Annotated in this window: 21 protein-coding genes; 10 read left to right on the top strand and 11 right to left on the bottom strand. The window is 74.1% G+C overall.

The genetic code is table 11. The annotated features are described in order from the left end of the window. The first annotated feature begins 48 nt into the window (after window positions 1–48). The 3 genes from PV341_RS10760 to PV341_RS10750 are packed head-to-tail and all read left to right on the top strand — an operon-like array spanning window position 49 to window position 3,697. Window positions 49–357, top strand: a complete 309-nt coding sequence (locus PV341_RS10760) for an SHOCT domain-containing protein (RefSeq protein ID WP_500324346.1) — start codon at window positions 49–51, stop codon at window positions 355–357. Next, window positions 354–1,124, top strand: a complete 771-nt coding sequence (locus PV341_RS10755) for an ABC transporter ATP-binding protein (RefSeq protein ID WP_500324345.1) — start codon at window positions 354–356, stop codon at window positions 1,122–1,124. Before PV341_RS10760 ends, PV341_RS10755 begins: the two co-directional genes overlap by 4 nt. Beyond that, a complete protein-coding gene (locus tag PV341_RS10750) occupies window positions 1,121–3,697 on the top strand; it encodes an ABC transporter permease (protein ID WP_500357488.1) in 2,577 nt (858 codons plus the stop codon). The genes PV341_RS10755 and PV341_RS10750 overlap by 4 nt, the downstream gene beginning before the upstream one ends. A gap of 64 nt (window positions 3,698–3,761) precedes the next feature. Here PV341_RS10750 and PV341_RS10745 read toward each other — a convergent pair whose 3' ends face one another. Both PV341_RS10745 and PV341_RS10740 read right to left on the bottom strand, forming a co-directional pair. Beyond that, window positions 3,762–4,319: an ATP-binding protein gene (locus tag PV341_RS10745; protein ID WP_500324343.1), complete on the bottom strand. Its 558-nt coding sequence runs from the start codon at window positions 4,317–4,319 to the stop codon at window positions 3,762–3,764. Between the two features lie 189 nt (window positions 4,320–4,508). Beyond that, entirely contained in the window at window positions 4,509–4,817 is a 309-nt protein-coding gene (locus PV341_RS10740) for a hypothetical protein (RefSeq protein ID WP_500324342.1), read from the bottom strand. 158 nt (window positions 4,818–4,975) lie between these two features. Between PV341_RS10740 and PV341_RS10735 the strand changes: the two genes are divergently transcribed. The 3 genes from PV341_RS10735 (at window position 4,976) to PV341_RS10725 (ending at window position 8,846) form a co-directional block, all read left to right on the top strand. Further along, the gene (locus PV341_RS10735; protein WP_500324492.1) at window positions 4,976–6,073 is read left to right on the top strand and encodes a PLP-dependent cysteine synthase family protein; all 1,098 of its coding nucleotides are present in this window, start codon (window positions 4,976–4,978) and stop codon (window positions 6,071–6,073) included. A gap of 93 nt (window positions 6,074–6,166) precedes the next feature. Beyond that, window positions 6,167–7,567, top strand: coding sequence for a GlnX family signal transduction membrane protein (locus PV341_RS10730; RefSeq protein WP_500324341.1), 1,401 nt, complete (start codon window positions 6,167–6,169; stop codon window positions 7,565–7,567). Between the two features lie 88 nt (window positions 7,568–7,655). Further along, entirely contained in the window at window positions 7,656–8,846 is a 1,191-nt protein-coding gene (locus PV341_RS10725) for a hypothetical protein (protein WP_500357486.1), read from the top strand. Window positions 8,847–8,872: 26 nt separating this feature from the next. On the opposite strand, the gene PV341_RS10720 is transcribed toward PV341_RS10725, so the two are convergent. Both PV341_RS10720 and PV341_RS10715 read right to left on the bottom strand, forming a co-directional pair. Then, a complete protein-coding gene (locus PV341_RS10720) occupies window positions 8,873–9,349 on the bottom strand; it encodes an SRPBCC family protein (protein ID WP_500324339.1) in 477 nt (158 codons plus the stop codon). A 25-nt stretch (window positions 9,350–9,374) separates the two neighbouring features. Continuing rightward, window positions 9,375–10,238: a DeoR/GlpR family DNA-binding transcription regulator gene (locus PV341_RS10715; RefSeq protein WP_500324338.1), complete on the bottom strand. Its 864-nt coding sequence runs from the start codon at window positions 10,236–10,238 to the stop codon at window positions 9,375–9,377. 249 nt (window positions 10,239–10,487) lie between these two features. Between PV341_RS10715 and PV341_RS10710 the strand changes: the two genes are divergently transcribed. Next, on the top strand, window positions 10,488–12,788 hold the full coding sequence (locus PV341_RS10710; RefSeq protein WP_500357484.1) for a hypothetical protein: 2,301 nt from the start codon (window positions 10,488–10,490) through the stop codon (window positions 12,786–12,788). Here PV341_RS10710 and PV341_RS10705 read toward each other — a convergent pair. The 4 genes from PV341_RS10705 to PV341_RS10690 all read right to left on the bottom strand — a co-directional run bounded on the left by PV341_RS10705 (window position 12,758) and on the right by PV341_RS10690 (window position 17,505). Continuing rightward, on the bottom strand, window positions 12,758–15,193 hold the full coding sequence (locus PV341_RS10705; RefSeq protein WP_500357482.1) for a right-handed parallel beta-helix repeat-containing protein: 2,436 nt from the start codon (window positions 15,191–15,193) through the stop codon (window positions 12,758–12,760). The genes PV341_RS10710 and PV341_RS10705 overlap by 31 nt on opposite strands. Before the next feature lie 166 nt (window positions 15,194–15,359). After that, the gene (locus PV341_RS10700) at window positions 15,360–15,968 is read right to left on the bottom strand and encodes an Rv1733c family protein (RefSeq protein ID WP_500357480.1); all 609 of its coding nucleotides are present in this window, start codon (window positions 15,966–15,968) and stop codon (window positions 15,360–15,362) included. Window positions 15,969–16,101: 133 nt separating this feature from the next. Continuing rightward, the gene (locus PV341_RS10695) at window positions 16,102–16,938 is read right to left on the bottom strand and encodes an MOSC domain-containing protein (protein WP_500324334.1); all 837 of its coding nucleotides are present in this window, start codon (window positions 16,936–16,938) and stop codon (window positions 16,102–16,104) included. A gap of 60 nt (window positions 16,939–16,998) precedes the next feature. After that, window positions 16,999–17,505 (bottom strand): DUF6643 family protein, encoded by a 507-nt coding sequence (locus PV341_RS10690; RefSeq protein ID WP_500357479.1) that lies wholly within the window; start codon window positions 17,503–17,505, stop codon window positions 16,999–17,001. 320 nt (window positions 17,506–17,825) lie between these two features. Here PV341_RS10690 and PV341_RS10685 point away from each other — a divergent pair, with 320 nt between their 5' ends. After that, complete coding sequence (locus tag PV341_RS10685) at window positions 17,826–18,983, top strand: glycosyltransferase (RefSeq protein ID WP_500324332.1); 1,158 nt, start codon at window positions 17,826–17,828, stop codon at window positions 18,981–18,983. Here the strand turns inward: PV341_RS10685 and PV341_RS10680 are convergent. Beyond that, a complete protein-coding gene (locus tag PV341_RS10680) occupies window positions 18,947–20,104 on the bottom strand; it encodes a glycosyltransferase (protein ID WP_500324490.1) in 1,158 nt (385 codons plus the stop codon). The genes PV341_RS10685 and PV341_RS10680 overlap by 37 nt on opposite strands. Before the next feature lie 120 nt (window positions 20,105–20,224). Here PV341_RS10680 and PV341_RS10675 point away from each other — a divergent pair, with 120 nt between their 5' ends. Then, entirely contained in the window at window positions 20,225–21,013 is a 789-nt protein-coding gene (locus PV341_RS10675; RefSeq protein WP_500324331.1) for a glutamate racemase, read from the top strand. Window positions 21,014–21,103: 90 nt separating this feature from the next. After that, window positions 21,104–21,631, top strand: a complete 528-nt coding sequence (locus tag PV341_RS10670) for a hypothetical protein (RefSeq protein WP_499510680.1) — start codon at window positions 21,104–21,106, stop codon at window positions 21,629–21,631. Window positions 21,632–21,700: 69 nt separating this feature from the next. Here PV341_RS10670 and yicI read toward each other — a convergent pair whose 3' ends face one another. Together yicI and PV341_RS10660 are read right to left on the bottom strand one after the other, a co-directional pair. After that, a complete protein-coding gene (yicI, locus tag PV341_RS10665) occupies window positions 21,701–24,040 on the bottom strand; it encodes an alpha-xylosidase (RefSeq protein WP_500324330.1) in 2,340 nt (779 codons plus the stop codon). Continuing rightward, the gene (locus PV341_RS10660; protein WP_500324329.1) at window positions 24,037–25,434 is read right to left on the bottom strand and encodes a GH1 family beta-glucosidase; all 1,398 of its coding nucleotides are present in this window, start codon (window positions 25,432–25,434) and stop codon (window positions 24,037–24,039) included. The genes yicI and PV341_RS10660 overlap by 4 nt, the downstream gene beginning before the upstream one ends. Window positions 25,435–25,556: the final 122 nt, after the last annotated feature.

The raw sequence follows: 25,556 nt of genomic DNA, 5'->3' as shown, positions 1-25,556 counted from the left end.
GTCTCGTGGTGCCGGGAAACCACGGCATCACCAAGGAGACGATTCGCGATGGACGCCAACGCACTGACCTCGCTCGCCGACCACTGGGACGGGGGCCCCGGCCCCTGGATCCTGTTCTTCCCGCTGATCTGGGCCGCCGTCATCGGAGGCGTCGCATTCGTGCTGCGCCGCGCCGCGTGGCGCAGGGGCCCCGGCCGCGGCCCCTGGCACGCCCGGGCCGCGATCGGCGAGCACTCGCCGATCGCCGTACTGGGCCGCCGCTTCGCCGCGGGCGAGATCGACGAGGACGAGTACTGGCGCCGGCTGTCCGTCCTGGACGAGCAGTTCGGCCGCTTCCCCAAGGGCGGGGAGCGATGACCGCCGCCCGCGTCGTCGACGCAGTCAAGACCTACGGGGCGGGCGACGCCCAGGTGCGCGCCCTGGACGGGGTCACGGTCGGGTTCCCCAGCGGGCGGTTCACCGCGATCATGGGTCCTTCCGGATCCGGGAAGTCCACCCTCATGCACTGTGCCGCCGGCCTGGACACCCTCACCTCCGGGACCGCCTGGATCGGCGACACTGAGCTGGGGGCGCTCGGCGACCGGCAGTTGACGCTGCTGCGCCGGGAGCGGGTCGGCTTCGTCTTCCAGTCCTTCAACCTGCTGCCGACCCTGACCGTGGCGGAGAACATCACCCTGCCCCAGGACCTGGCCGGTGCCGGGACGGACCGCGAGTGGGTGGACGCCCTGATCGACGTCGTGGGCCTGGGCGACCGCCTGCGGCACCGCCCGAGCGAGCTATCCGGGGGCCAGCAGCAGCGCGTGGCGGTGGCCAGGGCGCTGGCCGGGCGGCCCGAGGTCGTCTTCGCCGACGAGCCCACCGGCAACCTGGACTCGCGGTCCGGCGAGGAGGTGCTGCGCCTGCTGGGACGGGCCGTCCACGAGATGGGCCGCACGGTCGTGATGGTCACCCACGACCCGGTCGCCGCCGCCCACGCCGACGAGGTCGTCTTCCTCGCCGACGGACGCCTGGTGGACACGATGCCCGAGCCGAGCGCGGAGAAGGTCCTCGACCGCATGAAGGCCTTCGACACCGCCCGCGACGCGGGACGCGGCACCGCACCGCGGCAGCGGGTGACGTCATGAGCGCGCCGGCCGGGCCGGTCCGCGCGTCCCTGCGGCTGAGCCTGTCCTCCCTGAGGGCCCACAAGCGCCGGTTCGCCGGCACCTTCCTGGCGGTCTTCCTGGGTGTCGCCTTCCTGGCCGGCACCATGGTGATGGGCGACACCCTGCGCGCCGGCTTCGACACGCTCTTCGGACACGCCAACAGCGGCACCGACGTGGTCGTCCGCAGCGCCGACGTCGTCACCGTCCCCGGGGAGGGACAAGGCACCCGCGAACCTGTCGACAGCGCGCTCGTCGCGCCGCTGCGGGCCGTGCCCGGGGTGGCGGCCGTCGCGCCCGACATCGAGGGCGCGGGCCAACTCGTCGGCCGTGACGGCGAGCCCGTCGGCGGTCAGGGCCCGCCGACCCTCGCCGGGAACTGGATCGACGACGCCGGGCTGAACCCGTACGCCCTCGCCGAGGGCCGCGCCCCCAGGGCCGCCGGCGAGGCCGTGGTGAACCGTGCCGCGGCCGAGCAGGGCGGGCTGGGCATCGGCGACACGACCGTGCTGCGCACCCCCGACCCGCTGCGGGTGACGATCGTCGGACTGGTGACCTTCGGCGGCGAGGACGGCATGGGCCAGTCCACCTTCACCGGCCTCACCCGCGCCGACGCCGAGCGCCAACTGATGCCCGGGCCCGGCCGGGCGTCCACGATCAAGGTGCGCGCGGCCTCCGGCGTCGGCCAGGAAGAGCTGGCGAGGCGCGTCGCGGGCGTGCTGCCCCACGGTGTCGAGGCGATCACCGGTCAGCAGGCCACGGACGAGAACCTCGACCAGGTCTCGGGCCGGTTTCTGTCGCTGTTCACGACCCTGCTGACGGTCTTCGCCGGGATCGCCCTGCTCGTGGCGACCTTCAGCATCCACAACACCTTCGCGATCGTCGTCGCCCAGCGCACCCGGGAGAACGCCCTGCTGCGGGCGCTCGGCGCATCCCGGCGCCAGGTGCTCGGCTCGACCCTCACGGAAGCCGTGGCCGTGGCGCTGGCCGCTTCGGCCGCCGGGCTCCTGGGTGGGATCGGCATCGCGGCCGGGCTCCAGGCGCTGTTCCCGGCCGTCGGATTCCCCTTCCCGGACGGGGGACTGGTCGTCGGCGCCACCGCCATGGCCGTACCGCTCGGCGTCGGCCTGCTCGTCTGCACCGGCTCGGCCGTGCTGCCCGCCGTCCGGGCCGGGCGTACGGCGCCGCTCGCCGCGCTGCGCGAGACGGCGGTGGACCACTCCGGTTCCTTGCGCGGACGGGCGGCGCTGGGGGCTGCGCTGGCGGTGGCCGGTGGCGCGACGACCGTGGCGGGCGCGGCGGGCACGCCCGAGGTGTGGCTCGCCTCCACCGGAGCCGCCGTGGTCGTCGTCGCGTTCGTCGTCCTGGGGCCGGTCGCCGTCTCGTACGCGGTACGCGTCCTGGGAGCCCCGCTGGCCCGGCTGCGCGGTGCCACCGGGGCGCTGGCCCGGCGGAACGCGCTGCGGAGCCCGAAGCGGACGGCGGCCACCGCCACCGCGCTGATGATCGGCGTCGCGGTCGTGTCGCTCTTCACGGTCTTCGGTGCCTCCCTGAAGGCCACCATGGACCGGACCGTCGACCGCTCCTTCGCCGGCGACGTCGCCCTGACCGCCTCGGGGTTCGGTGCGGGTGCGAACGGTCTCAGCCCGGGGCTCGCCCCCGCCGTGGCGAAGCTGCCGGAGGTGGCGACGGCGGTCGGGCTCGGCAAGGGCGTCGCCGAAGTCGACGGCGGAGGGCGGCGGCTGACGGTCACCGACCCCGTCGCCCTGACGCGCGTGCTCGACCTCGGTGCCGTCGACGGCTCCCTGAGCGGCCTCGGCCGGGACGGCGTCGCCGTCTCCCGCAAGGAAGCGGACAAGCACCACTGGAAGCCGGGCAGCACCATGATGCTGGCGTTCGCCGACGGCACCCGCCAGACCTTCACCGTGCGCGCCGTCTACCCGGAGGCCGGCCTCGGCGGCGACTACATCGTCACCCGCACTGCCTGGGCACCGCACAAGGTGCAGGACGCCGACGACCTCGTCGCCGTCGCCTTCAAGAAGGGCGTCGCCCTCGACGAGGGCCGCACGGCCGTCCAAGGAATCGCCCGGCAGTACGGCAACCCCGAGGTGCAGACCCGCGAGGAGTACGCGGAATCCGCCGCTTCGGGCGTGGAAATCATGCTGACGCTCGTCTACGCACTGCTCGCGCTGGCCGTCCTCATCGCGCTGCTCGGCATCGCCAACACGCTCACCCTCGCGGTGCACGAGCGCACCCGCGAGCTCGGGCTGCTGCGCGCGGTCGGGCAGACCAGGAGCCAGCTACGGGCCATGGTCCGCTGGGAGTCCGTCCTGGTCGCCGCCTTCGGCACGGCCGGCGGCCTGGCGCTCGGGGGGTTCCTCGGCTGGGCACTGGTCAAGGCGTCGGACGGCGCGGGCACGAGCGCCTTCGCGGTGCCGCCCGTCCAGCTCGCGGTCGTCGTGCTGGTCGGGCTGGCGGCCGGAGTCCTGGCCGGATGGCGTCCGGCCCGGCGCGCGGCGCGTCTGGACGTACTGAGGGCCATCGCAGCGGAGTGACTCCGCCGACGACGGCCCGGGGGCCACGGCCGCCGTGCCCCTCCGGGGGTGCGGCGGCCGCGCGTCAGACCAGCACCGGTTCGGCCGCGGCCGGGACCAGCCGATCGAGTACCGGGGCCCAGGCCTCCGGCGTCTCGGGGAGCACCGGCAGCGTCCGCGGGGCGACCTTGCGGACGACTGTCGCCGACACCTGCTCGGTCATCGCCCTGGACGAGACCGTCGCCTCGGCCCGGAGCGTGAACCACACGACCTTGCCACCGTCGTTGACGGTCTCGGTGCCCCAGCTGTCGCTCATCGACACGACCATGGCGAGGCCGCGGCCGCAGGTGGCCAGGGGCTCGAACTCGCGGACCCGCGGCAGGCGCGGATCATTGTCCGAGACGGCGACGGTGAGCCAGCCGGAGGCGAAACTCAGCTCGACGGAACAGCGCTTGTCCGGCCGGGCGTGCCGGTGGACGTTGCCGAGCAGTTCGGTGATGCCCAGCAGAGTGGGGTCGATCAGGGGGTCCAGCCGCCAGTACCGCAGTTGAGCGGCGACGATGCGGCGTACCTGCTGGATCCGGGACGGCAGTGCCTCAAGTTCCAGGGCACACTGCCGTTTACTGCCTTCTGAGCTGATCACGGCTGCGACTCCCTCCGCGGTGAGGGCGCGCCCCTGTGATCGGGGCATGCCCCGCCCGCATGGTATGGGAACACCTTTGCGGGATTGCTGTGAGTGACTGCTGCAGTGACTCCGTGACGCCACTCAAGGATCACCCCGATGGATGCTTACCGCAACTCCGTGAACGCGGAGAGTGCCGTTCCGTTCGGCTCAGCGGCGAGCGACCCGCTCCCGGGCCGTGCGCAGGGCGTCCAGGAAGCGGCCCGCGGACGCCGCGCCCTGCGTGCGCAGGGTCAGCAGGTAGCCGGTGCCGTTGAGCCGTGTCAGGGTGCGGCGCCGCACCGCGAACCGCGGGGTCAGGGCGTGGACGTCCTCCACCGGGGCGCTGTCGATCTCCCGCCCGCGGCTGGTGAGCAGCACCAGGCGGCCGTCACGGATCAGGACCTGCCCGCCCCGGGTGAGCGACCGCAGCCGCCGTCCGATCCGCACCCCTGTGGCGGTGAACTCCGCTTCGGCCACGGCGCATCCCCTCCTTCGTCCGCTCGAAGTCTGCCCGCTCCGGGGGGCGTGGCACCAGCGCCTGCCTATGATCGGGAGACAGGCGCGAACGGAAGGCGGCGCAGGTGGACAGCAGCGAGAAGGGCGACCGCGAAGACCGTGCGAGGCCGGCGGAGGCGATGCCCACCGTCGACGTGGACCGGACCGACCCGGACTACCGGGGGTGGCTGAAAGAGGCCGTGCGCAGGGTCCAGGCGGACGCCAACCGCTCCGCCGACACACACCTGTTGCGCTTCCCGCTCCCCGACGCCTGGGGCATCGACCTCTACCTGAAGGACGAGTCGACCCACCCGACCGGCAGCCTCAAGCACCGCCTCGCCCGTTCGCTGTTCCTCTACGGCCTGTGCAACGGCTGGGTCCGGCCGGGCAAGCCCGTCATCGAGGCCTCCAGCGGTTCGACCGCGGTGTCCGAGGCGTACTTCGCCGCCCTGATCGGCGTGCCGTTCATCGCCGTGATCCCGCGCACCACCAGCTGGGAGAAGCAGCGGCTGATCGAGTTCCACGGCGGCCGGTGCCACCTGGTGGACGATCCGCGGACGGTCTACGAGGTCTCCGCCCGCCTCGCGGAGGAGACCGGCGGCCACTACATGGACCAGTTCACCTACGCCGAGCGCGCCACCGACTGGCGCGGCAACAACAACATCGCCGAGTCGATCTACCAGCAGCTGCGCCTGGAACGGAACCCCTGCCCGGCGTGGATCGTGGCCACCGCCGGCACCGGCGGGACCTCGGCCACCCTCGCCCGCTACATCCACTACATGCAGTACGAAACCCTGGTGTGCGTCGCGGACCCGGAGAACTCGGTGTTCTTCGACGGCTGGGTGAGCGGCGACGACTCCGTGTGCTGCGACCGCGGTTCACGGATCGAGGGCATCGGCCGCCCGAGGGTGGAGCCGAGTTTCGTGCCCGGTGCCATCGACCGGATGATGAAGGTGCCGGACGCGGCGTCGGTGGCGGCGGTCCGCGCCCTGGAGGCGGCCATCGGGCGCAAGGCCGGGGGATCGACGGGCACCGGCCTGTGGAGCGCCTTCAAGATCGTCTCGGAGATGCTCGCGGCGGGCCGCACGGGCAGTGTCGTCACCTTGCTGTGCGACCCCGGCGACCGGTACCTGGACAAGTACTATTCCGATGCCTGGGTCACCGGACAGGGCCTGGACGTCACGCCGTACGCCGTCACCATCGACACCTTCCTGACGGCGGGGACCTGGCCGGACTGACGCGGTCCGCCCGTTCCGTTCTGTTACGTCGTGGTCACCAGGAGTCCGCCGGAGTACCGCCTTCCCTTCCACGGGCGCTCTTAGCGTCCGGATATGACGATCTCTCACGTCGCGCCTCCGGCGGTCGCGCCGCCGACCCCCGCGCCCGGTGCGGCCGCACCGCCGGTGCGCCGGGCGCCGGTACCGCCCGTCCAGGCGCGGCGCCGGCGCATGCCGCCCCCGGCGCGCCTGGTCGTCCAGGCGACCGCCGCGTTGGTGGCCGTCCTCGCCCTGTGCCTCGCCGTGGTCGTCGGGGCCGTCACCGTACGGTCGGACGCCGAGCAGTTGCGCGACACCTCCGCGCACCGCGCCGCCGTCACGGCGGAACTCCGCTTCGCCCTGGCCGATCTGGACGCCCAGCGCGCCAACCAGCTGGTGCCCGGCCACGCGGTCGACGACCCCGAGGTGTCGGTCGGCAACCGCCTCCTCGCACTCATCACCGCCCAGCAACGCCGGGCCCAGGCCAGCGACCTCCTCCGGCAGCTCGGCGGCGACGAGGCCCATGCCGCGCAGGTGCGCGGCATCCTCGACCTGCTCGGGCGCTACGACGACGCCAGCGGTCGTGCCGCCTACGTCGACGAGCAGCACCACGAGCGGGCCGCGGGCCACCCGCCGGTGGTCGCCGTCGCCTTCTCCGCCGAGGCGGGCGACATCATGCACAGCCACCTGCTGCCCAAGGTCGCGACCCTGGCGAAGGCCTACGACGCGCAGGCCACGGCGGCGTCGCGCACCGCGCAGGACGCCGCCGTGGGCTCGGCCGTGACCGTGGGGCTGCTGGGCCTGGTCGCCGTCGCCGTGCTCCTGTGGTGGCAGCGGGACCTGACCCGCCGTTACCGCCGTGTCCTCAACCCGGCGCTGGCCGCCGCCACGACCGCGGCGCTCGGGGTCACCCTCGCCGGCGTGTTCTCCTTCACCGGCGCCGCCGCCGACCTCGACGCCGGGACCCGGGACGGACTGCGCCCCTGGTCCCGGCTCGCACAGGCCCGCGCGGTCGCCGCGGAGGCCGCCGCCACGCAGAGCCGCTGGCTCGTCAACGGCGCCGAGCCGCAGCAGCGCGCCGAACTCGACGCGCTCAACCGGCGGCTGGACGGCCTGCTGGCCCCCGACGGCTGGGCCGCGGCGGACGAGCGTCCCGCGTACGCCGACGTCAACGAGCGCTACGGGCACTTCCGCGCCGACGACCGCAAGCTCGTCGAGCTGATGGCCGGCCAGCGGATCGACGAGGCGGCCGTGGTGCTCACGGACGTCGGACGCGGTGAGGTGGGGTTCGACTTCTGGGACTTCTCGACCACCCTGGACGTCCTCGCGCAGGAACAGCAGGCCGACTTCACCGTGCGCACGGACGCCGCGCGCTCCGCGCTCGACGGCTGGCCCGCCGTTCCCGCGGGCGTCCTCGGCATCGCCGCGGCCCTCGTCGTGGTCGGTGTGCGGCCGCGGCTCGCGGAGTACCGGTGACGGTGGTCCCGGGGCCGACGGGGCTTGTGGGGAAACTGCGTTCGGTTATAGAAAGGCCTGTCAGTCCGATCTTGTGAAAGAGCCTCCGGTGACCACCACTCCACCGCCCCCCGACGACGTCCCCTCCGTGCCCGACGACGTCTGGGAGCGGTTCGTCCAGGACAGCGAGGCGGAGATCCGCGCGTCGGCGCCCAAGGAACCCTCGGCGCGGGCCCGTATGGTCACCGAGCGACTGCGGCAGCAGGACGCGGAGGCGGCGCGCCGCACCAAGCGCAAAGGGCGCGGCAACCCGCCGCCCGCGCAGCCCGAGGGCTGGCGCACCGGCCCGGCGGTCTACGCGGTCGAGGCGCGCGGCCACCGGCGCCGCCGGTGGCTCGGGCTGGTCGGCGTCCTCGTCGCCGTCGGGGTGCTGCTGTTCGCTTTGAACCCGGGCTGGGCGCTGGACGCGATGCGCGGCAGCGCGGCCCCGGCCCCCTCGCCGCTCCCCGCGGAGACCGCGCGGCCGACGAGCGCCCCGTCGAAGGAGGCGTTCCCCGGCACGCCCACGCTCGGGGACCCGTTCGCCGGCTCCCCGGCGAAGCAGTACGCCGACGGCGCCGCGGGGATCGTCCCGCCGAAGGCGCGGTCGGCCGGCTGGATGACGTCGGCGCAGGTGAAGGCGGCCCTCAAGAACGTCAAGGCGTACCTGGTCGACACCAACCTGGACCCCGCGACGCTTCGGGGCGAACGGCCCGACGCCGCCCTGGGGATGATCGATCCGAGCCAGCGCGACCTGCGCACCCGGTTCGAGACGGCCTTCCGCAAGCCGACCGAGAAGAACGACCCGCTCCGGCTCGCGGTGCGCTTCAAGCCCTCCGAAGTCGCCCTGGCGGGAGACGTGGTCAAGACCCGCGGCCGGATGACCTTCGCGAAGGGCAAGGACCGCGCCGTCGTCGTCCACGCCGACTACACCTTCGTGTACCCCCTGGTGCAGGCAGGGTCCGGTTCCACCGAGGTCGCCCGGACGATCATCCGCCGCATCCTGGACGTGGAGTTCCCCGACCCGTCCCGCTACCGGGTGACCCCCGGCAAGCTCGCGATCACCCTGTACGTCGACGACGTCGCCAACACGGCCTGCTCCGTCCACGACGGCTGGCTCCACCCGCAGTTCGCCTCCGGCGCCTCGCCGGGTGACGACCCCGGTCGGTCGGGGCCCACCGTGGACCCCTACGACCGCAGCAGGGACCTCGAGGCCGAGCGGCCGGGGTCAGAGGGCTGCGGCACCGTCTCCCGTACCTGAGGCCCCGGCCCCGCCGGGAGGCCCGTTCAGGAGGCCAGCCGGCGGTCCAGCGAGCGGACCGCGGAACGGAACGACAGGCCGAGGCCCGGGCGGGACAGGAGCAGGAAGGTGCGCAGGGGCGGGGGGCCGTCGGCGGCGAAGGTCCAGCGCACGTGGGTGCCGCCGCCCGGGGTGGGGGAGAGCGCCCATTCCTCCAGCAGGGCGCGCAGGCCCGGGGCGTTCGTGGCGTCGACGCGGTAGGCGAAGCGCCGCGGGGGCTCGTCGGCGAGGACGGTCTCCTCGAAGCGCACTCCTGCCCGGAGCCCGATCGCACGGCCCGTGGCGGTCGGCACGGCGGCCGTGACGGCGCCGAACCACGCCGTCCAGCCCTCGGTGTCCTTGGCCAGGGCGGCGTGCACGGCGTCGGGCGGTGCCGTGACGTCGGCGGCGAAGACGAGACGCAGCGGCGCCGAGGCGAGGAAGCCCAGGTCCACCTGACGTGTGGGGCGCAGTCGGCGGGTCATGGACCGTACGGTAGTTGATGCCCCGTCAGTTGTCTGCGGGGCTCTCGCGCAAGGCGCCGCCCGGCTCGGCCTCCCCGGGCTCGCCGGCGACGATCAGGTCCGACAGGTGCTCGGCGATCTCCGCCCGGAGCACCTCGGGGATGCCCGCGTCGGTGACGAGGGTGTCCACGTCCTCCAGGGTGGCGAAGGAGCTCAGGCCCACGGTGCCCCACTTGGTGTGGTCGGCGATGACGACCACCCGGCGTGCGGAGCGGACGAAGCGCCGGTTGGTCTCCGCCTCGGCGAGGTTGGGGGTGGACAGGCCGGCCTCGACCGAGATGCCGTGGACGCCGAGGAAGAGCAGGTCGAAGTGGAGCGAGCCGATCGCCCGGTCCGCGACGGGGCCGACGAGGGAGTCCGAGGGGGTGCGCACACCGCCGGTGAGGACGACGGTCGCGGCGCCCTCGCGGCCGCCGCCCGCGCCGCGGGCCGCGGAGTGGAAGACGTCGGCGACGCGGACGGAGTTGGTGACCACGGTGAGGTCGGGCACGTCGAGGAGGTGCTGCGCCAGGGCGTACGTCGTCGTGCCGCCGGTGAGCGCGATGGCGCTGCCGGGGGTGACCAGGCGGGCGGCGGCGCGCGCGATGGCCTCCTTGGCCCCGAGCTCGAGACCCGCCTTCGCCTCGAAGCCCGGCTCGTGGCTGCTGGCGGGGGCGACCGGCACGGCGCCGCCGTGGACCTTCTCGACCACGCCCTGACGGGCGAGCGCGTCGAGGTCGCGGCGGACGGTCATGTCCGACACGTTCAGCTTCCGGGTCAGCTCGTTGACCCGGACCCCGCCGCGGCGCCGGACCTCGTCCAGGATCAGCGCACGCCGCTGTTCCGCGAGCAGGTTCTGGTTGTCGCTCACCCGAGGTCCCGTCCCATCCTCTGATGTGATCCCGATGCTGCCCGGACCGGCAGTCTCGCCATCCTTCCACGACCGCCCCCGCCGGACGGGGGACGAAGGGCGCGGGGTGACCGGTCCCACACGTACCGCGTGTGACACGTTCGGGTGGCATTCGTGAACACCTCTGTCCCGTACTGGTACGTGTGCCCGATTCTGAATACGCGCGATGCCGTACGCGCGTCACGGGGAAAGTACGGGGAGGCGATCGCGATGCGGTCGGATACGGTAAGGACGGAACTGGCGCTGGAGTTGCTGGTCCATGGCGTCGGCGGGACGACGCCGCAGACGATGCTCAACGACCCGCGCATCACGCGCGTCTGCGGTGACGACACCGCCGGGATCTACCGGCGTGCCGACGACGCCGACGCGGAGCGGCGTCCGCAGGAGTACGGCGAGGGCCCGGTGCCCGACGCCTACTCCTGGTGCAATCTGACGTCCGGGGACGGCAGTCGTGCGCTGTGGCTGGTCCTGCTGCCCTTCATGGTGGCCAACCTGGCGCACTGGATGCGGCCGCCGGTCTCCCGGCCGCGCCTGGACCGGGCGTACGACGTGCTGGTGCGGGTGCTGGCGCTGTCGCTGACGGTGCTGCTGGTGGCGGCGGCCTGCGAGGTCGCGATGGACCTGGTGGCCTGGCAGTGCGCGGGCAACGCGGCCTGTGCGGGCGGGAAGAGCTGGCTGTCGTTCCTCGCCGCCGGCGAGCCGGGGCGCCGGATCGCCGCCGGGGCCGCGCTGCCCGTCGGGCTGACCCTGCTGCTGTGGTGGCTCTCCCGGCGCACCTGGTACGCCTACGAGTCCCAGCGGCCCCTGCCGGGCCCGCATCCGGAAGAGCGGGAGGGGCCGGACGTCACGCCGCTGGCCCGGCGGGGCTTCTGGTACGGGCGGCGGCTGGTCGCCAGGCTCCGTGCGGCCCATACGGCGGCGGGGCTGCTCACGGTCGCGGTCGCCCTGGTCGTCCCGCCGCTCGAAAGGGACATGGACGTCGGCGGGATCCGGATACTCGCCGCGGTCGGCTGGCTGCTGACGGGCGCCCTGGCCGGCTTGACCGTCGCGGCGATCGCCGTGACCTGCGGCATGGGACGCAGCGAGCACGCGCCGGACGAGGCCCTGGATCCACGGCTCGCCCGGGCGATGCTGGGCGGGGCGGCCGCGGCGCTGCTGGCTACGGCCGGATACGCCTGCTGGCACCGGCCGGGATGGAACGCCGGCGGGCGGCTGCCCGCAGGGGAGGCCTTCGGCTGGCTCGCCCTGGCACAGGGGCTGTTGCTCGTGGCGCTGGCATGCGTCGCGCATCTGATGCACCGCTCCGGCGGCGGGCGGGCGGAGCTGCGAGGTCTCGGCGGGCCGGCGGTGGCCCTGCTCGCGTGCTCGCTCGGCGGGGTGCTCACCGGAGGGATCACCCAGCGGGTCGCGGACTGGCTGGACCGCGGGGCCACGCCGGGCGGCGGGGACGGAGCCGTCGCCGGGCCGCCCGTGCTGCTGTCCTGGCAGGCATCGGCGATCCCGCTGTTGCTGCTGGTGCTGGCCGTGGTGGTCGTCGCGCGCGGCAGGAGGCTGCTGCGCCGGACGCGGGCGCTGGTGCCGAAGGTGGAGTCCGACTATCCGGGGGAGGAGCACGAGCCGGCGCGCAGCCGCCAGATCGCCCTGGCCCGGGCCAGGGCCGAACTCACCGATCAGGCTGCCCTGTTCATAGGGGTCATCGGGACGGTGGCCTTCCTGCTGGGCGCGGGGGCGCTCGCCGGGGCCTGGCTGAGCGGTGCCGTTCCCGGGCGGGCAGGGGCCGACCCGCCCGGATGGGTGCGCACGGCCGCGGAGACCGCCCAGGCCCTGGGCTCCTGGCTGGTCGGCGCCGGGGTGGTGGCCCTGATCGCCCTCGGCCGCAGGGCCTACCGCGACGCCGGGGCACGCCGCACCGTCGGCATCCTCTGGGACGTCGGCACCTTCTGGCCGCGCGCCGCGCATCCCTTCGCCCCGCCCTGCTACGCCGAGCGCGCGGTGCCGGACCTGACCTGGCGCATGACGACCTGGACGCGGGCCAACCACGGCCGGATCATCCTCTCCGGGCACTCCCAGGGGAGCGTCCTGGCCGCGGCGGCGGTCTGGCAGCTGGATCCGGCGACCCGGGCGCGGATCGCCCTGCTCACCTACGGCTCGCCGCTGGGCCGGTTGTACGGGCGCTGGTTCCCCGCCTACTTCGGGCCCCCCGCGCTGACCTCGCTCCACGGCGAGCTGCACGCCTGGCGCAATCTGTGGCGGCGTACGGATCCGATCGGCGGCCCGGTGCACCTCGACGAGCCCGGGCCACCGGTCGACCGGGCGCCGCTGCCCGATCCTGCGGCGTACGGCCGGACGGAGGAACACCCGCTGCCCGCGCCCCTGCTGACCCACTTCGACTACCAGGCCGACCCGGCCTTCGCGGCCGAGCGCGGGGCGCTGCTCCGCTGGCTGTACCGCAACGTGGAGGGAGTGCTGCCCGGGCAGGGTCAGGGCAGCGGGGGGAGGTCCTCCGGGTAGAGCAACTGCAGCTCCTCGTGGCTGGGCTCGCTGATCCGGGCGAGCCGGCCCGCGTGGCGCTCGACCATGGCCTCGAAGGTCTGCCGCGCGGTGCGGCCGTTACCGAAGGCCGGGCCCTTGGGGATCGCGGTGAAGTACTTGTAGAGCGCCTCGCCGGTGTCCTCGGAGAGCTGGTACTCGTGCTCCTCGGCCTGGGCCCGCACGATCCGCAGCAGCTCGACGGGGGTGTAGTCGTCGAAGGTGATGGTCCGCGAGAAGCGGGAGGCGACACCGGGGTTGGCGGACAGGAAGTGCTCCATCTCCGCGGTGTAGCCCGCGACGATCACCACGACGGCCTCGCGGTGGTCCTCCATCAGCTTCACCAGGGTGTCGATCGCCTCCCGGCCGAAGTCCCGGCCGGAGTCCTCGGGGGCCAGGGCGTAGGCTTCGTCGATGAAGAGCACCCCGCCGCGGGCGCGTTCGAAGGCCTCCTGGGTGCGGATGGCGGTCGAGCCGATGTGCTCGCCCACCAGGTCGACTCGGGCCACCTCCACCAGGTGGCCGCGCTCCAGCACGCCCAGGGTGGCCAGGATCTCGCCGTAGAGCCGGGCGACGGTCGTCTTGCCCGTGCCGGGGGAGCCGGTGAAGACCAGATGGCGGCGCGGGGAGGGGGCCTTGAGGCCGGCCTCGCGGCGTCTGCGGCCCACCGCGATCAGGTCGATCAGGGAGCGCACCTCACGCTTGACGTTCTCCAGGCCCACCAGCGCGTCGAGTTCGGCCAGCACCTCGTCCGAGGGACGGGTGTCCCCGGCCGGGGCCGGCGCGGGCACGGCCGCGGGCCCGGCGGTGCTGGTCGGCGTCACGGGCAGTCCGCCGAGCAGCCCGAACGACGTGGGCGCGGGCTGCCGCTCACCCGCCGGAGCCGGCACACCCGACGACGACTCCGGCACGGTGCGGCGCTCACCGCTCTGGTCCCCGGTGCAGTCCTCCGTCACCGGGCCCGGCTCCGCGAACTCGTAACCGCCGCGCGCGCACCGCTCCGTGCGGCAGCGGGTGAGCGTGGAGCGGCAGCCGTCGATGATGTGGAAGCCGTAGCCCCGGCTGCCCGTGACCCGGCAGCCCGTGAAGGTCCCGCGGCCGCCCGCGGAGACGTAGAACCCGGCCTCGGCCGGGTTGGTCACGACACACCGTTCCAGCGTGGGATCGGCCCCCTTGGTGACGATGACCCCGGTCGCCGTGTCGTCGATGGTGCAGGCGGACAGCGTGCCGCCGCTGCCGTGGTCGCGGAACCAGGCACCGGTGGAGGCCTCGCGGATGCGGCAGTCGTCGAGCTGCACGGTGGCGCCGTCGCTGACCGAGACCGCGGTGTTGCGGACCTGGGAGATGTCGCTGTCGACCACGTCGGCGCGCGAGCCCCGGTCGAGCACGAACAAGGCGTCGGGCACGTCGTGCAGGCGGCAGGAGTCGAGGACGGCGGCGGCCCCGTCGCTGACCCAGACCGCCGGGTAGTCGCCCTGGCTGTCGTGGATCTCGCACTGGTTGGCGTCCACCCGGGTGCCCGGGTCCCACACCGACAGGCCGTTGCGGCCGAAGCGCCGCACCGTGGTGCGGGTGAGGGTGAGCACCGAACGGGAGCGCAGGTCCACGGCGTTCTCGGGGATGTCGTGGATGTCGCAGTCGGAGAGGGTCAGGGCGGCGTCGGTGTCCAAGGTGATGCCGTCGCCGGTGGTGCGGTGCACCTGGCACTCGGTGAGATGGCCGGCCGCGCGTGAGGCGACCTGTACGCCGGCGCCCTTGACCTCGTACACCTCGCAGCCGACCGCCTCGGCCACGGTGCCCTCACCGGTGAGGGCGAGTCCCGCCCCGGACGCGTTGCGGACCCGGCAGCGTTCCAGCCGCGGGGAGGCTCCGCCGCGTACGGAGATGCCGGTCTGGCCCGCGGCCACGACCTCGCAGTCCTCGAACAGCCCGCCCGCGGCCTCCAGGATGCTGATCCCGAGCCCGGCCGGGTTGTCGACGGTGCAGCGGCGCACGGTCGGCCGTGCCCCGTCGCGGACCTCTATGCCCACCGCGGACCGCGTGCTGACCCGCAGTCCGGTGAGTTCGGGTGCGGCGCCCTCGACCAGGAGGGCGGCGGCGGAGGTGTCCTGCCCCTCGACGGAGAGGTCCTGGACCGTCGCCGCGGCCCGTACGGTCAGCGCGACACCGGCCGGCGGGGCGATGCGGACGGAGCCCGGCCCCTCGGCCGCGCGGAGCGTTATGGCCTTCTCCACGACGAGGTTCTCCCGGTAGGTCCCGGGGTTGACCGAGAGCACGTCGCCCTCGGCGGCCGCATCCAGGGCCGCGGCGAGGCTCTCGTACTCTCCCGTGCGGCGGCGCCACCGCGAGCTGCTGGTGTGCGTCACCTGAACCACGCCCTGTGCCATGGAGATGCTCTGCCCCGTCCTCTTGCACTGCGCCGACCTGGGGGCCTCAACGGTAGCGCGCGCGGGGCGCGCGCCAGCACCCGATGCCGATGGATCACCTGATGGAACCGGGCGGATGAGGCCGATTGCGGATGATCCGTGGCACCGGCGTACGTATCCGGCGTGGTCAGCCGCCCGCCCCGGCGCGGCCCCAGCTCTGCCCGGCCGCGGCCCACTCGCGCTCCCACTCCGCGAGCCTGCGGCGCATCAACTGCCACATGAGCACCTGGCGCCCCATCAACCCCAGCACGCTCGCGGCGAGGAAGGTGCCGATCCCGGCGAGCATCGCATGCGTGGTGGCGGACCGGGTGTCCAGGGGCGGGGGCACGGGCACGGCACCGGACTTGTCGGTCCACATCGTGAGGTGGTCGCCCTTGTCGTGGGTGGCGGCCACGCGCACCTGGGCGGTGTGGACCTGCCCGTCCGGAGCGGTCCAGCGGACCACGGCGTCACGGCGTTCCTCGCGGACGTGGCCGGACTCGGGGTCGGGGTCGGCGGCCTCGCGCGGCCCGGCCTTGAGCACCAGGGCGCCGACCTCGATGCGGGTGGCGTGCTCGACGCCGACGGTGTGCTGGAGGGAGTGGTCCACGGCCAGCCCGGCGACCAGCCCCGCGGCCGGCGCCCCCAGGACGATGGCGCAGCCCGCCGCGACCCCCGCGCAGGCCTCGAACACGTCGGAACGGCGGCGCAGGCTGTTCTTCCGCCAACGCCACCACCGCACGTGCGTGGCCGCCATCGGGCCGCACCCCCTTCACCGTCCAAGTACCGCACATGGCACGGCACATGCGCGGCATGGACCGAGCGGGAGGGGGCCATCTCACGCCGGCACCCGTCCGGTGCCCGGACCGTGCCGCGGTCTCGGGACGCGTTCACTCCACCATCAACAACGCGTCTCCCACCCGGAGTGTTCCGGGTCGTACGGGCACGAGATTCTGTCCGAAAACCAGTCTGCCCCCGAATCTGCGGTGGCGCGCGAGGGTGCGCAGGGGTTCCCGGCCACGGGCCGCGGTGCGCTGGTCCGTCGTCGTCACCACGCAACGCCCACAGGGCTTCACGACGCGGAATTCGACTTCCCCGATGCGGATCCGGGTCCAGGTGTCCTCGGCCCAGGGGCCGGTCCCCGCGATGACGGCGTTGGGACGGAAGCGGTCCATCGGAAGGGGGCCTTCGCCGGGGTGGTCGCCCGCGGCGATCAGGGCGTTGAGGGCGGCCAGCGAGGCCTCGGTCGTCACGAGCAGGGGGAAGCCGTCGGCGAAGCTGACGGTCTCACCGGGGCGCGCGTAGTCCGGGTCTATCGGGCGGCGGCGGGCCGGGTTGTCGAGGTGGACGAGGGTGACCTCCGTGCCCAGGTACGTGCTGAACCAGGCGGCGGCCGCGTCTCCCGCGGGCACGGCCTCCACCTTGTCGCCCCATATGTGCACCGGGACCGTCGTGGACGGTCCCGGTGCGTCGATGTCCAGCAACGGCATCCCCGGGGCGGTCAGCAGCAGCCCACCACCGGGGGACGACTCCGCGCGTGCCAGGGCCAGCCGGGGCTGCTCCCGCTGCGTGACGCATCGTCCCGCAGCGTCGGCGAGCATCCACCGGCGGTCTCCGGCGAGCCCCCACGGCTCCACCAGCGCCTCGGACAACCGCTGTCCACCGAGCGACTTGACGGGGTGGACGTGCAGGGAGCTGAGGCGCGGTGTCGGCGTCGGAGTCGTCATTCCGCCATCGTGCCAGGCGGCGCGGTCACCCGTCGGCGGGGACCGGGCCGCCCGCCGGCGTCAGCCGGAGTAGTAGCCCTGGCCGAGGTTGCGCCGCTGGTACGGCTGCTCGTCGTAGCCGCTGGGCGCCACGGGGCGCGGCGGCGCCGGACGCGGCGCGGCGGCGGGGCGCACCTGCTCGTAGCCGGCCGGGCCCTGGTACTGCTGCGGGGCCTGCTGCGCCTGGTACCCGCCGTTGAAGGCGGCGGGCCGGGGCGCGGTGGCCTGCTGCGGGATGTAGGGCGCCGGCGCCTGCTGCAGCTGGGGCTGCTGGTAGCCGGGCGCCGAGTAGCCGGAGTACGACGGCGTGCTCGGCGCGGAGGAGTACTGCGAGGGGCCGGGCGGCAGCGCGGGGAGCGCGGCCGGCAGGGCCGGGAGATTGCTGCCGGTGTCGTACGCGGACGGTACGCGGATCGGCGCGATCTGAGGGGTGCCCCGCTCTGCGACCAGGCTGTCGTAGATGGGGGTGTCGGGGAAGAACGGCGACGTGTAGTAGCCACCGCCGTAAGAACCGCGGGGGGAGGTCATAGCCCATAAGTTAAGCCCACGATGTGCTGGTTGGGGAGACCGATTAGCAGGTCATTTCATGTGCAGTGAGTGACGGCTGACCCCTATTGCGAGCGAATCGGAGGAAATCGGTCCGTGGCCGCCGTTCGGATCGCGTAAAGGCGCTGGGCCTGGGGCGTTACCGCTCGTCACGCAGGAACACGGGCGCGGGGAAGCACCCGGCCGGGTGGTGCCGGAGGGTGACGGGACCGGCACTCTCACGCACCAACAGGTCACCCGCACGAAGGAGGAACGCGGCGTTTCCGTGACTCCGGCGAACTTCGTCCCGGGAGGCCCCCGATATGCCACAGTGGGCCATGCGCGTCGCCATGCTTTTCGGGCAGAACCGGCCGGCGCGGCCGGAGGAATGGCACAAGGCCGCTGCGACCGTCGCCGACGTGGTCGACGTGGTGGCCGTCCGCGAGTTGACCCTGCCCGCCGTCCGCGGGGTCCCCTACGCCGGCCGCGACCCCGAGCGGCCGCACCACTACCAGGTCGCCGTCCCCCACGGCGGCGCCGTGGCGCGCCGGATCACCGCGGGCCGCGTCGAGGGCGTGCTGCGCCACGAAGCGGCCGAGTGCGGCCGGTTCGACCTCATCCACGGCCATGTGCCCGGCGCCGGGGGACTGCTGCCCCGGCTCGCACGGACCGCGGGGCTGCCCTACGTGCTGAGCGAGGACGACCCGTCACTGTTCGGCCACCCCACGCGCCCGCTCCCCGGTCTTCCCGCGCGGCGGTCCCGCGTGCGGATCTACCGCGAGGCCGCCGCCGTCCTCGCGGTCAGCGACGCACTGCTGCTGCGGCTCGGGGAACTCCGCCTCCCGGGCCGGCACCGCCTCGTGCCGCACCCGGTCGGCCCCGAGGCACTGCCGCCGGTGCCCGCCCGCACCCGGATCAGCCAGGACCCGGTGCGGGTGGCGGCCGCCGGGCGCTTCGAGGCGCACGAGGGCTGGGAGGTGCTGGTGCGCGCCTTCGCCGGCGCCCGGGTCAAGGACCCGCGGCTGCGGCTGGACGTCATCGCCGAGGGGTCCGCCGAACTCCCCGGCGACGTGCGCGAGCTGATACGCAAGTGCGGAGTGGCCCACTTCGTCACGGTGCGCCGGGCCCGCGGCCGCGCCGAGGCGCTGCACACCGTCGCGCACGCCGACCTCTTCCTCGTGGCGAGTCATGTGGAGAGCTTCTGCGTGCGCGCCCTGGACGCGCTCTGCTGCGGCACCCCCGTCGTCGGCACCCGCACCGGCGCGCTCCCCGAACTCGTCGGGCACGACGGCGGGGTGCTCGCCCCACCCGGTGACGCCCCCGCACTCGGCCGGGCGCTCGTGGAGGCCGCCGCCCGGTTGTCCGCGCGCCGTCCCGCGGCCCTCGCCGACCGCACCCGGCGCCGCTACGGCACGGCAGCCGTCGGCGCCCGGCTCGCCGTCGTCTACGCCGAGGCGTCGTCGGGCCGCGGCCGCGTATAGGTGCGGCCCTTCCACGCGGCCCCACGGCCCCGGCCGTGCTGCACCGCCGAGTCGACCGTCATCAGCAGGTAGAGGACGGCCGTGAACGGCAGCAGCAGCGCCGGCCACGGCGGCAGCCGGTAGTAGCGGAGCATCGGTAGGTAGGTGCCGCACATCAGGGCCCACGCCGCCGCGCCCGCCGCGCACAGCGAGCGGTCACCGGTGACCGCCCCGCCGATCGTGGCGAGCGGCGGGAGCACGTACACCAGCAGCAGGCCGAGCACCGTGCCGGCGAGGAGGACCGCGCTGTGCCGCAGCTGCGCGTACGCGCTGCGCGAGACCATCCGCCACAGCTCGGCGAGGCCGGGGTAGGGGCGGACGCTGTCGACCTCATCGGCCAGGCCCAGCCAGATCCGCCCGCCGGACCGTTTGACGGCGCGGGCCAGCGCCACGTCGTCGATCACCGCGTGCCGGATCGTGTCGGGCACGCCCGCCCGCTCCACCGCCGTGCGGCGGATCAGCACGCATCCGCCGGCGGCCGCGGCGGTCCTGGCACGCGGCCGGTTCACCCGGCGGAACGGGTACAGCTGCGCGAAGAAGTAGACGAAGGCGGGGACGATCAGCCGCTCCCAGGCCGTGGCGACCCGCAGCCGGGCCATCTGCGACACCATGTCCAGGTCGCCTGCCTGCGCCGCGGCCACCAGGTGGCGCAGCGATTCGGGGCCGTGCGCGATGTCGGCGTCCGTCAGCAGCAGGAACTCCGGGCCGCCGGACGCGGTGGCCACCTCGATGCCGTGGCGCACCGCCCACAGCTTCCCCGTCCAGCCCTCCGGCACGGGCCCCGGGGTCACCACGCGCAGCGGCAGCCCGTCCACCCGGACCGCCAGCGCACGGGCCAGTTCCCCGGTGCCGTCGCTGCTGCCGTCGTCCACCAGGACCACCTCGGCGCGTCCCGGGTAGCGCTGCGCCAGGACGCTCGGCAGGCTCCGCGGCAGCACCTCCGCCTCGTCCCGCGCCGGGACGACCACCGCCACGTCCGGCCACTCCCGGGGCTCCGCCGCGACGGCAGGCAGCCGCACGTCCGTCCGCCAGAACGCCCCCTGCGCCAGCAGCAGCCACACCCACGACAGCAACGACACCATGGTCACCCACGTCAGCCACGTCACCCCCGCAGTCTGCCGCCGTCGCCCTCCCGCGTGCGTCATTTCCCCCGGTACGGCCGCAGAGCGGGCCGACAATCGCATCGCGTAGGGTTGTCCCCCGTGAAGATCGCGCTGATGGACTCCGGTATCGGCCTGCTCGCCGCGGCCGCGGCCATCCGCCGGCTGCGGCCGGACGCGGACCTGGTGCTCTCCAGCGACCCCGACGGCATGCCCTGGGGTCCGCGCACCCCCGAGGACGTCACCGCGCACGCCCTGGCCTGCGCCCTCGCCGCCGCCGAGCACCGCCCGGAAGCGCTGATCGTGGCCTGCAACACCGCCTCGGTGCACGCCCTGCCCGCGCTGCGCGCGGCGCTCGAACCCGGCATCCCGGTCGTCGGCACCGTCCCGGCGATCAAGCCCGCCGCGGCCGGGGCCCGCAAGGTCGCGATCTGGGCGACCCCGGCGACCACCGGGAGCCCCTACCAGCGCGGGCTGATCGAGGAATTCGGCAACGGCGCCGAGATCACCGAGGTGCCGTGTCCCGGCCTCGCCGACGCCGTCGACCGGGCCGACGAGGCCGCGACCGCCACCGCCATCGCCGCCGCGGCCGCGCTCACCCCCTCCGACGTGGAGGCGGTCGTCCTCGGCTGCACCCACTACGAGCTGGTCGCCGACCGCATCCTGTCCGCCCTGGCCGGTCCCGCCCGGCTGTACGGCTCGGCGGACGCCGTCGCCGCCCAGACCCTGCGGCGGATCGGCGCCGAGCCGCGCCCGGACGCGGCGTCCACCGGGAGCCTCGCGGTGATCCTCAGCGGACGGGCGGGCGCCGTCACGCCCGAGGCGCAGGCCTACGCCGAGGGCCGCTCCCTCGACGCCGGAGTGACCCCCGCCACGGCCGAGGCGCGCTGACACCGCCCGGACGCGCCCCCGGGCGGCGTCCCCCCATTTCCCCTCCGTGGAACGGTGCCAACTCGTCGTGGGATGAGTAGGCTGCGGACTATGACGGACGCGCAGCGTGACGACGCGCGTACATCCCAGGTGTGGACCGGCCACGCGAGCAACCGCTTCCAGTGGCTGCTGGCGGCCGCGGGAGCGGCCTGCATGGCGCTCGGCATCGAGCTCGCCGTGGCCTCGCCCTACACCTCGGGCACGGTGCCGCTGGTCATGTCGGTCGTGGGCTGCATCGCAGCGGGGCTGCTGGTGCTGTTCGGAACGGTCGCGTTCACGCACGTCCGCGTGAACGTGGACCGCGAGGGGCTCCAGGTGCTCTGCGGCCACATCGGCGTGCCCCGCCGGCGGTTCCGGTGGGAGGAGATCAACGACGCGCACCTCGCCCCCGTCGTCAGCCCCCGCCACTGGGGCGGCTGGGGCTACCGCTGGCGGCCGGAACAGGGCACCGCGGTCGTGGTCCGCCGCGGGCCCGGTGTCGTCATCGACCTCGGCAACGGCCGGCACTTCACCGTCACCGTGGACGACGCCGAGGGCGCCGTCCGGGCCATCCGCAGCCGGCTGAGCCTGCGCCCGTAGCCGCCGGGCGGAGGCCGCGCCCGTAGCCACCGAGGGCTTCGGGCGCGGCCCCTCACGGCCGGCGCGTGGCTACGACCAGCGCGCCGTCACCCGTCCGGTTCCCGCGGCGCACGTCAGGAGCACGCCCAGCCCGGTGCGCTCGGCCGACGTGGCGCCCTCGGCCCCGTCCGTGTCGTCCGCACCGACGAGCAGGACGTTCCACGGCGTGGCCGGCGGGCGCTCGCCCCGGGCCTCGACCGTGACCGTGTCACCCGTACGGCTTACCCGGAAGACGGCGGCCGCCGTGCCGTCCGGTGCGGGCACGGTGGCGATCGTCTCGCCGCCGTCGGCCGGGGCGTGCACCCGCAGGGTGACGCCGTCGGCCCAGTCGTACTCCGGGCCCTCCTCAAAGGCGCCGAACGGCACAACCGAGCTGGGCCTCGCCAGCAGCGGGAGCGTGTCGAAACCGTGCGTCTCGCGCCGCCAGCCCGGTCCCTCGACGCGCTCGCCGGTCAGCAGGTGCGTCCAGGTGCCGGCCGGGACGTAGTACTCGACCCCGCCGTCCGCGCTGAGGACCGGAGCGACCAGCACGTCGTCGCCGAGCATGTACTGCCGGTCGAGGTGGTGGCAGGCCGGGTCGTCGGGGAACTCAAGCACCATCGCCCGCATCATCGGAGTGCCCTGGTCACGGGCCTGCAGTGCGGCCCGGTACAGGTACGGCATGAGGCGGTTCTTCAGGCGGGTGAAGTCGCGGGTGACGGCGACGGCCTCGTCGCCGAACTCCCAGGGCACGCGGTAGGACCTGCTGCCGTGCAGCCGGCTGTGCGAGGACAGCAGGCCGAACTGCACCCATCGCTTGAACAGCGCCGGGTCCGGCGTCCCCTCGAAGCCGCCGATGTCGTGGCTCCAGAAACCGAAGCCCGACAGGCCGAGCGACAGACCACCGCGCAGGCTGTCCGCCATCGCCGTGAACGTCGACTCGCAGTCACCGCCCCAGTGCACCGGGAACTGCTGCCCGCCCGCGGTGGCCGAGCGGGCGAAGAGCACCGCCTCGCCCTCGCCGCGCTCCTCGCGCAGCAGGTCGAAGACGACCTGGTTGTACAGCTGCGCGTAGTAGTTGTGCATGCGCTCCGGGTCGGAGCCGTCGTGCCACACCACGTCGACCGGGATGCGCTCGCCGAAGTCGGTCTTGAAGACGTCGACGCCCTGCCGCAGCAGCGCGCGCAGCTTCTCCGCGTACCAGGCGCGGGCCGCGGGGTTGGTGAAGTCGACCAGCGCCATCCCCGGCTGCCACAGGTCCCACTGCCACACGTCGCCGTTCGGCCGCATGACGAGGTAGCCCTCGCGCATGCCCTCCGCGAAGAGCGCGGACTTCTGCGCGATGTAGGGGTTGATCCAGGCGGAGACGCGCAGCCCGCGCTCCTTGAGACGGGCGAGCATGCCCTCGGGGTCGGGGAAGACCTCCGCGTCCCAGGTGAAGTCGCTCCACTGGTACTCGCGCATCCAGAAGCAGTCGAAGTGGAAGACGCTCAGCGGGATTCCGCGGTCCGCCATCCCCTGCACGAAGTGGCTGACGGTCGCCTCGTCGTAGGAGGTGGTGAAGGAGGTCGACAGCCACAGGCCGAACGACCAGGCCGGCGGCAGCGCGGGGCGGCCGGTGAGGGCCGTGTAGCGGGCCAGGATCTCCTTCGGGGTGGACCCCTGGACGACGAAGTACTCCAGCGACTGGTCCTCGACGCTGAACTGCACCTGGTCGACCACCTCGGAGCCGACCTCGTACGAGACCTTGCCGGGATGGTTGACGAAGACGCCGTAGCCGCGGTTGGTGAGGTGGAACGGGACGTTCTTGTAGGCCTGCTCGCTGATCGTGCCGCCGTCCGCCTGCCAGATGTCCACGGTCTGGCCGTTCTTCACGAACGGGGTGAAACGCTCGCCCAGGCCGTACACCAGCTCACCGACCCCGAGCGACAGCTGGGCCACCATGAAGTGCCGGTCGTCGGCGTCGGTGACGAAGCCCGTGCCGCGGGCGCCGGCCGAGGTGAGGACACGGCCGCCCGCGGTGAAGTCCAGGCGCCACGGGGCGGAGGTGTCGACGCGCAGCGTCAGTTCGCCCGAGGTCAGCTCGAGCACCGAGCCGTCGCGGGCGGTCTTCCCCGTGCCGCCGTCCCCGGCGCCGGCCAGGCCGAACTCCGGGCCGCGGCGGGCCTTCCCGGCGTGGTGGGTGGTGCGCACGCCGATCACGCCCTCGGCGGGGGACCAGCACTCGACCGTCAGCAGCGGGCTGTTGAGCGTGTCGCCGCGCTGCCGCACCGGCTTCACCGGCGCGTGGAGGACGATCCGGTCGTCCGCGACCGAGGCGTCGGCGACGGAGGCCGCGTACTTCGCCGTGACGCCCGGGCGCATCATCCAGAAGCCGTCGGTGAACTTCACGACCGCTCCTGCCGTCCCGCCCGGTGGGCGCCGATCAGGTCCCGGTACCAGCCGTAACTGGCCTTGGGCGTGCGCTTGGCGCCGTTGTCGTAGTCGACGTGCACGATGCCGAAGCGCTGGCCGTAGCCACGGGCCCACTCGAAGTTGTCCAGCAGCGACCAGACGTAGTAGCCGCGCACGTCCACACCCGCGTCCATCGCGGCGAGGAGCGCGTGGAGGTGGTCGCGGAGGTAGGCCACGCGGTCGGCGTCGTCGACGCGGCCGTCGGGGGAGAGGACGTCGGCCTCGGCCGAGCCGTTCTCCGTGATGAAGGCGGGCGGCAGCGACGGGTAACGCTCCTTGAGCTCCAGCAGCAGCGCCGTGAAGGACTCGGGCACGACGGGCCAGCCCATGGTGGTGTGCCGCGTCCCGTACGGGTCGGTCTCCCGCACACCGATGTCGACGGCGGTACGGCGGGCCGGGTCGGCCTCGCGGTGCGGGGCGTCGGTGACGGTGAGGGGGCGGTAGAAGTTGAGGCCCACGAAGTCCAGCGGGGCCCCGATGACCTCGAGGTCGCCCTCGCGGCGGTACGAGCCGTCGGCGAGCGCGCCCCAGGTCTCGGCCTCGCCGGTGGGGTAGCGGCCCGAGAACAGCGGCTCGGTCCACGTGTCGTTGTGCAGCGTCACGGCCCGGCGCAGCGCGGCCTGGTCCGCGGCGGAGTCGCTCGCCGACTCGATGCGGTCGAGGTTGAGGGTGATGCCGACCTCGCGGGCGCCCGCCTCGCGCAGGGCGCGCACGGCCAGGCCGTGGGCGAGCAGCAGGTGGTGGGCGGCGGCCAGCGCGCCGGTGCCCTCCTGCGCGCCGGGGGCGTGCCGGCCCTCGGCGTAGCCGACGAAGGCCGAGCAGTAGGGCTCGTTGAGGGTGATCCAGCGCTCGACGCGGTCCCCGAGCCGCTCGGCGACGGCGGCCGTGTACGCGGCGAAGGCCTCGGCCGTCGCGCGGTTGCGCCAGCCGCCCTCGTCCTCCAGGGCCTGGGGGAGGTCCCAGTGGTAGAGGGTCACGGCGGGGGAGATGCCGGCGGCGAGCAGGTCGTCGGTGAGGCGGTCGTAGAAGTCCAGGCCCTTGCCGTTGACCGCGCCGCGGCCCTGCGGGACGACGCGCGGCCAGGCGACGGAGAAGCGGTAGGAGTCGACGCCCAGGTCGGAGAGGAGGCGTACGTCCTCGGCGTGCCGGTGGTAGTGGTCGCAGGCCACGTCACCGGTGGCGCCCTCGGCGGTGCGGCCCGGGGTGTGGCTGAAGGTGTCCCAGATGGACGGCCCGCGGCCGTCCTCGTCGTGGGCACCCTCGATCTGGTACGCGGCGGTGGCGGCGCCGAAACGGAAACCGGGCGGGAAGACCGGGAAATCGGTGGGCATGGGGGAGTGCTCCCTGGCTGGGTGGGTGGCGGGTACGTGGAACGGGACGGTGGGAACGGCGGACGGAGGGCGCCGAGTCTTCAGGGGCCGGGTTCAGGCGCCCTCCGTCCGCCGTTCCCACC

It is taken from the genome of Streptomyces sp. PA03-1a (assembly GCF_033792805.1).
GTDB lineage: Bacteria > Actinomycetota > Actinomycetes > Streptomycetales > Streptomycetaceae > Actinacidiphila.
Note: the sequence above shows the minus strand (reverse complement) of the source record. Positions and strands in the feature narration are given on the sequence as shown.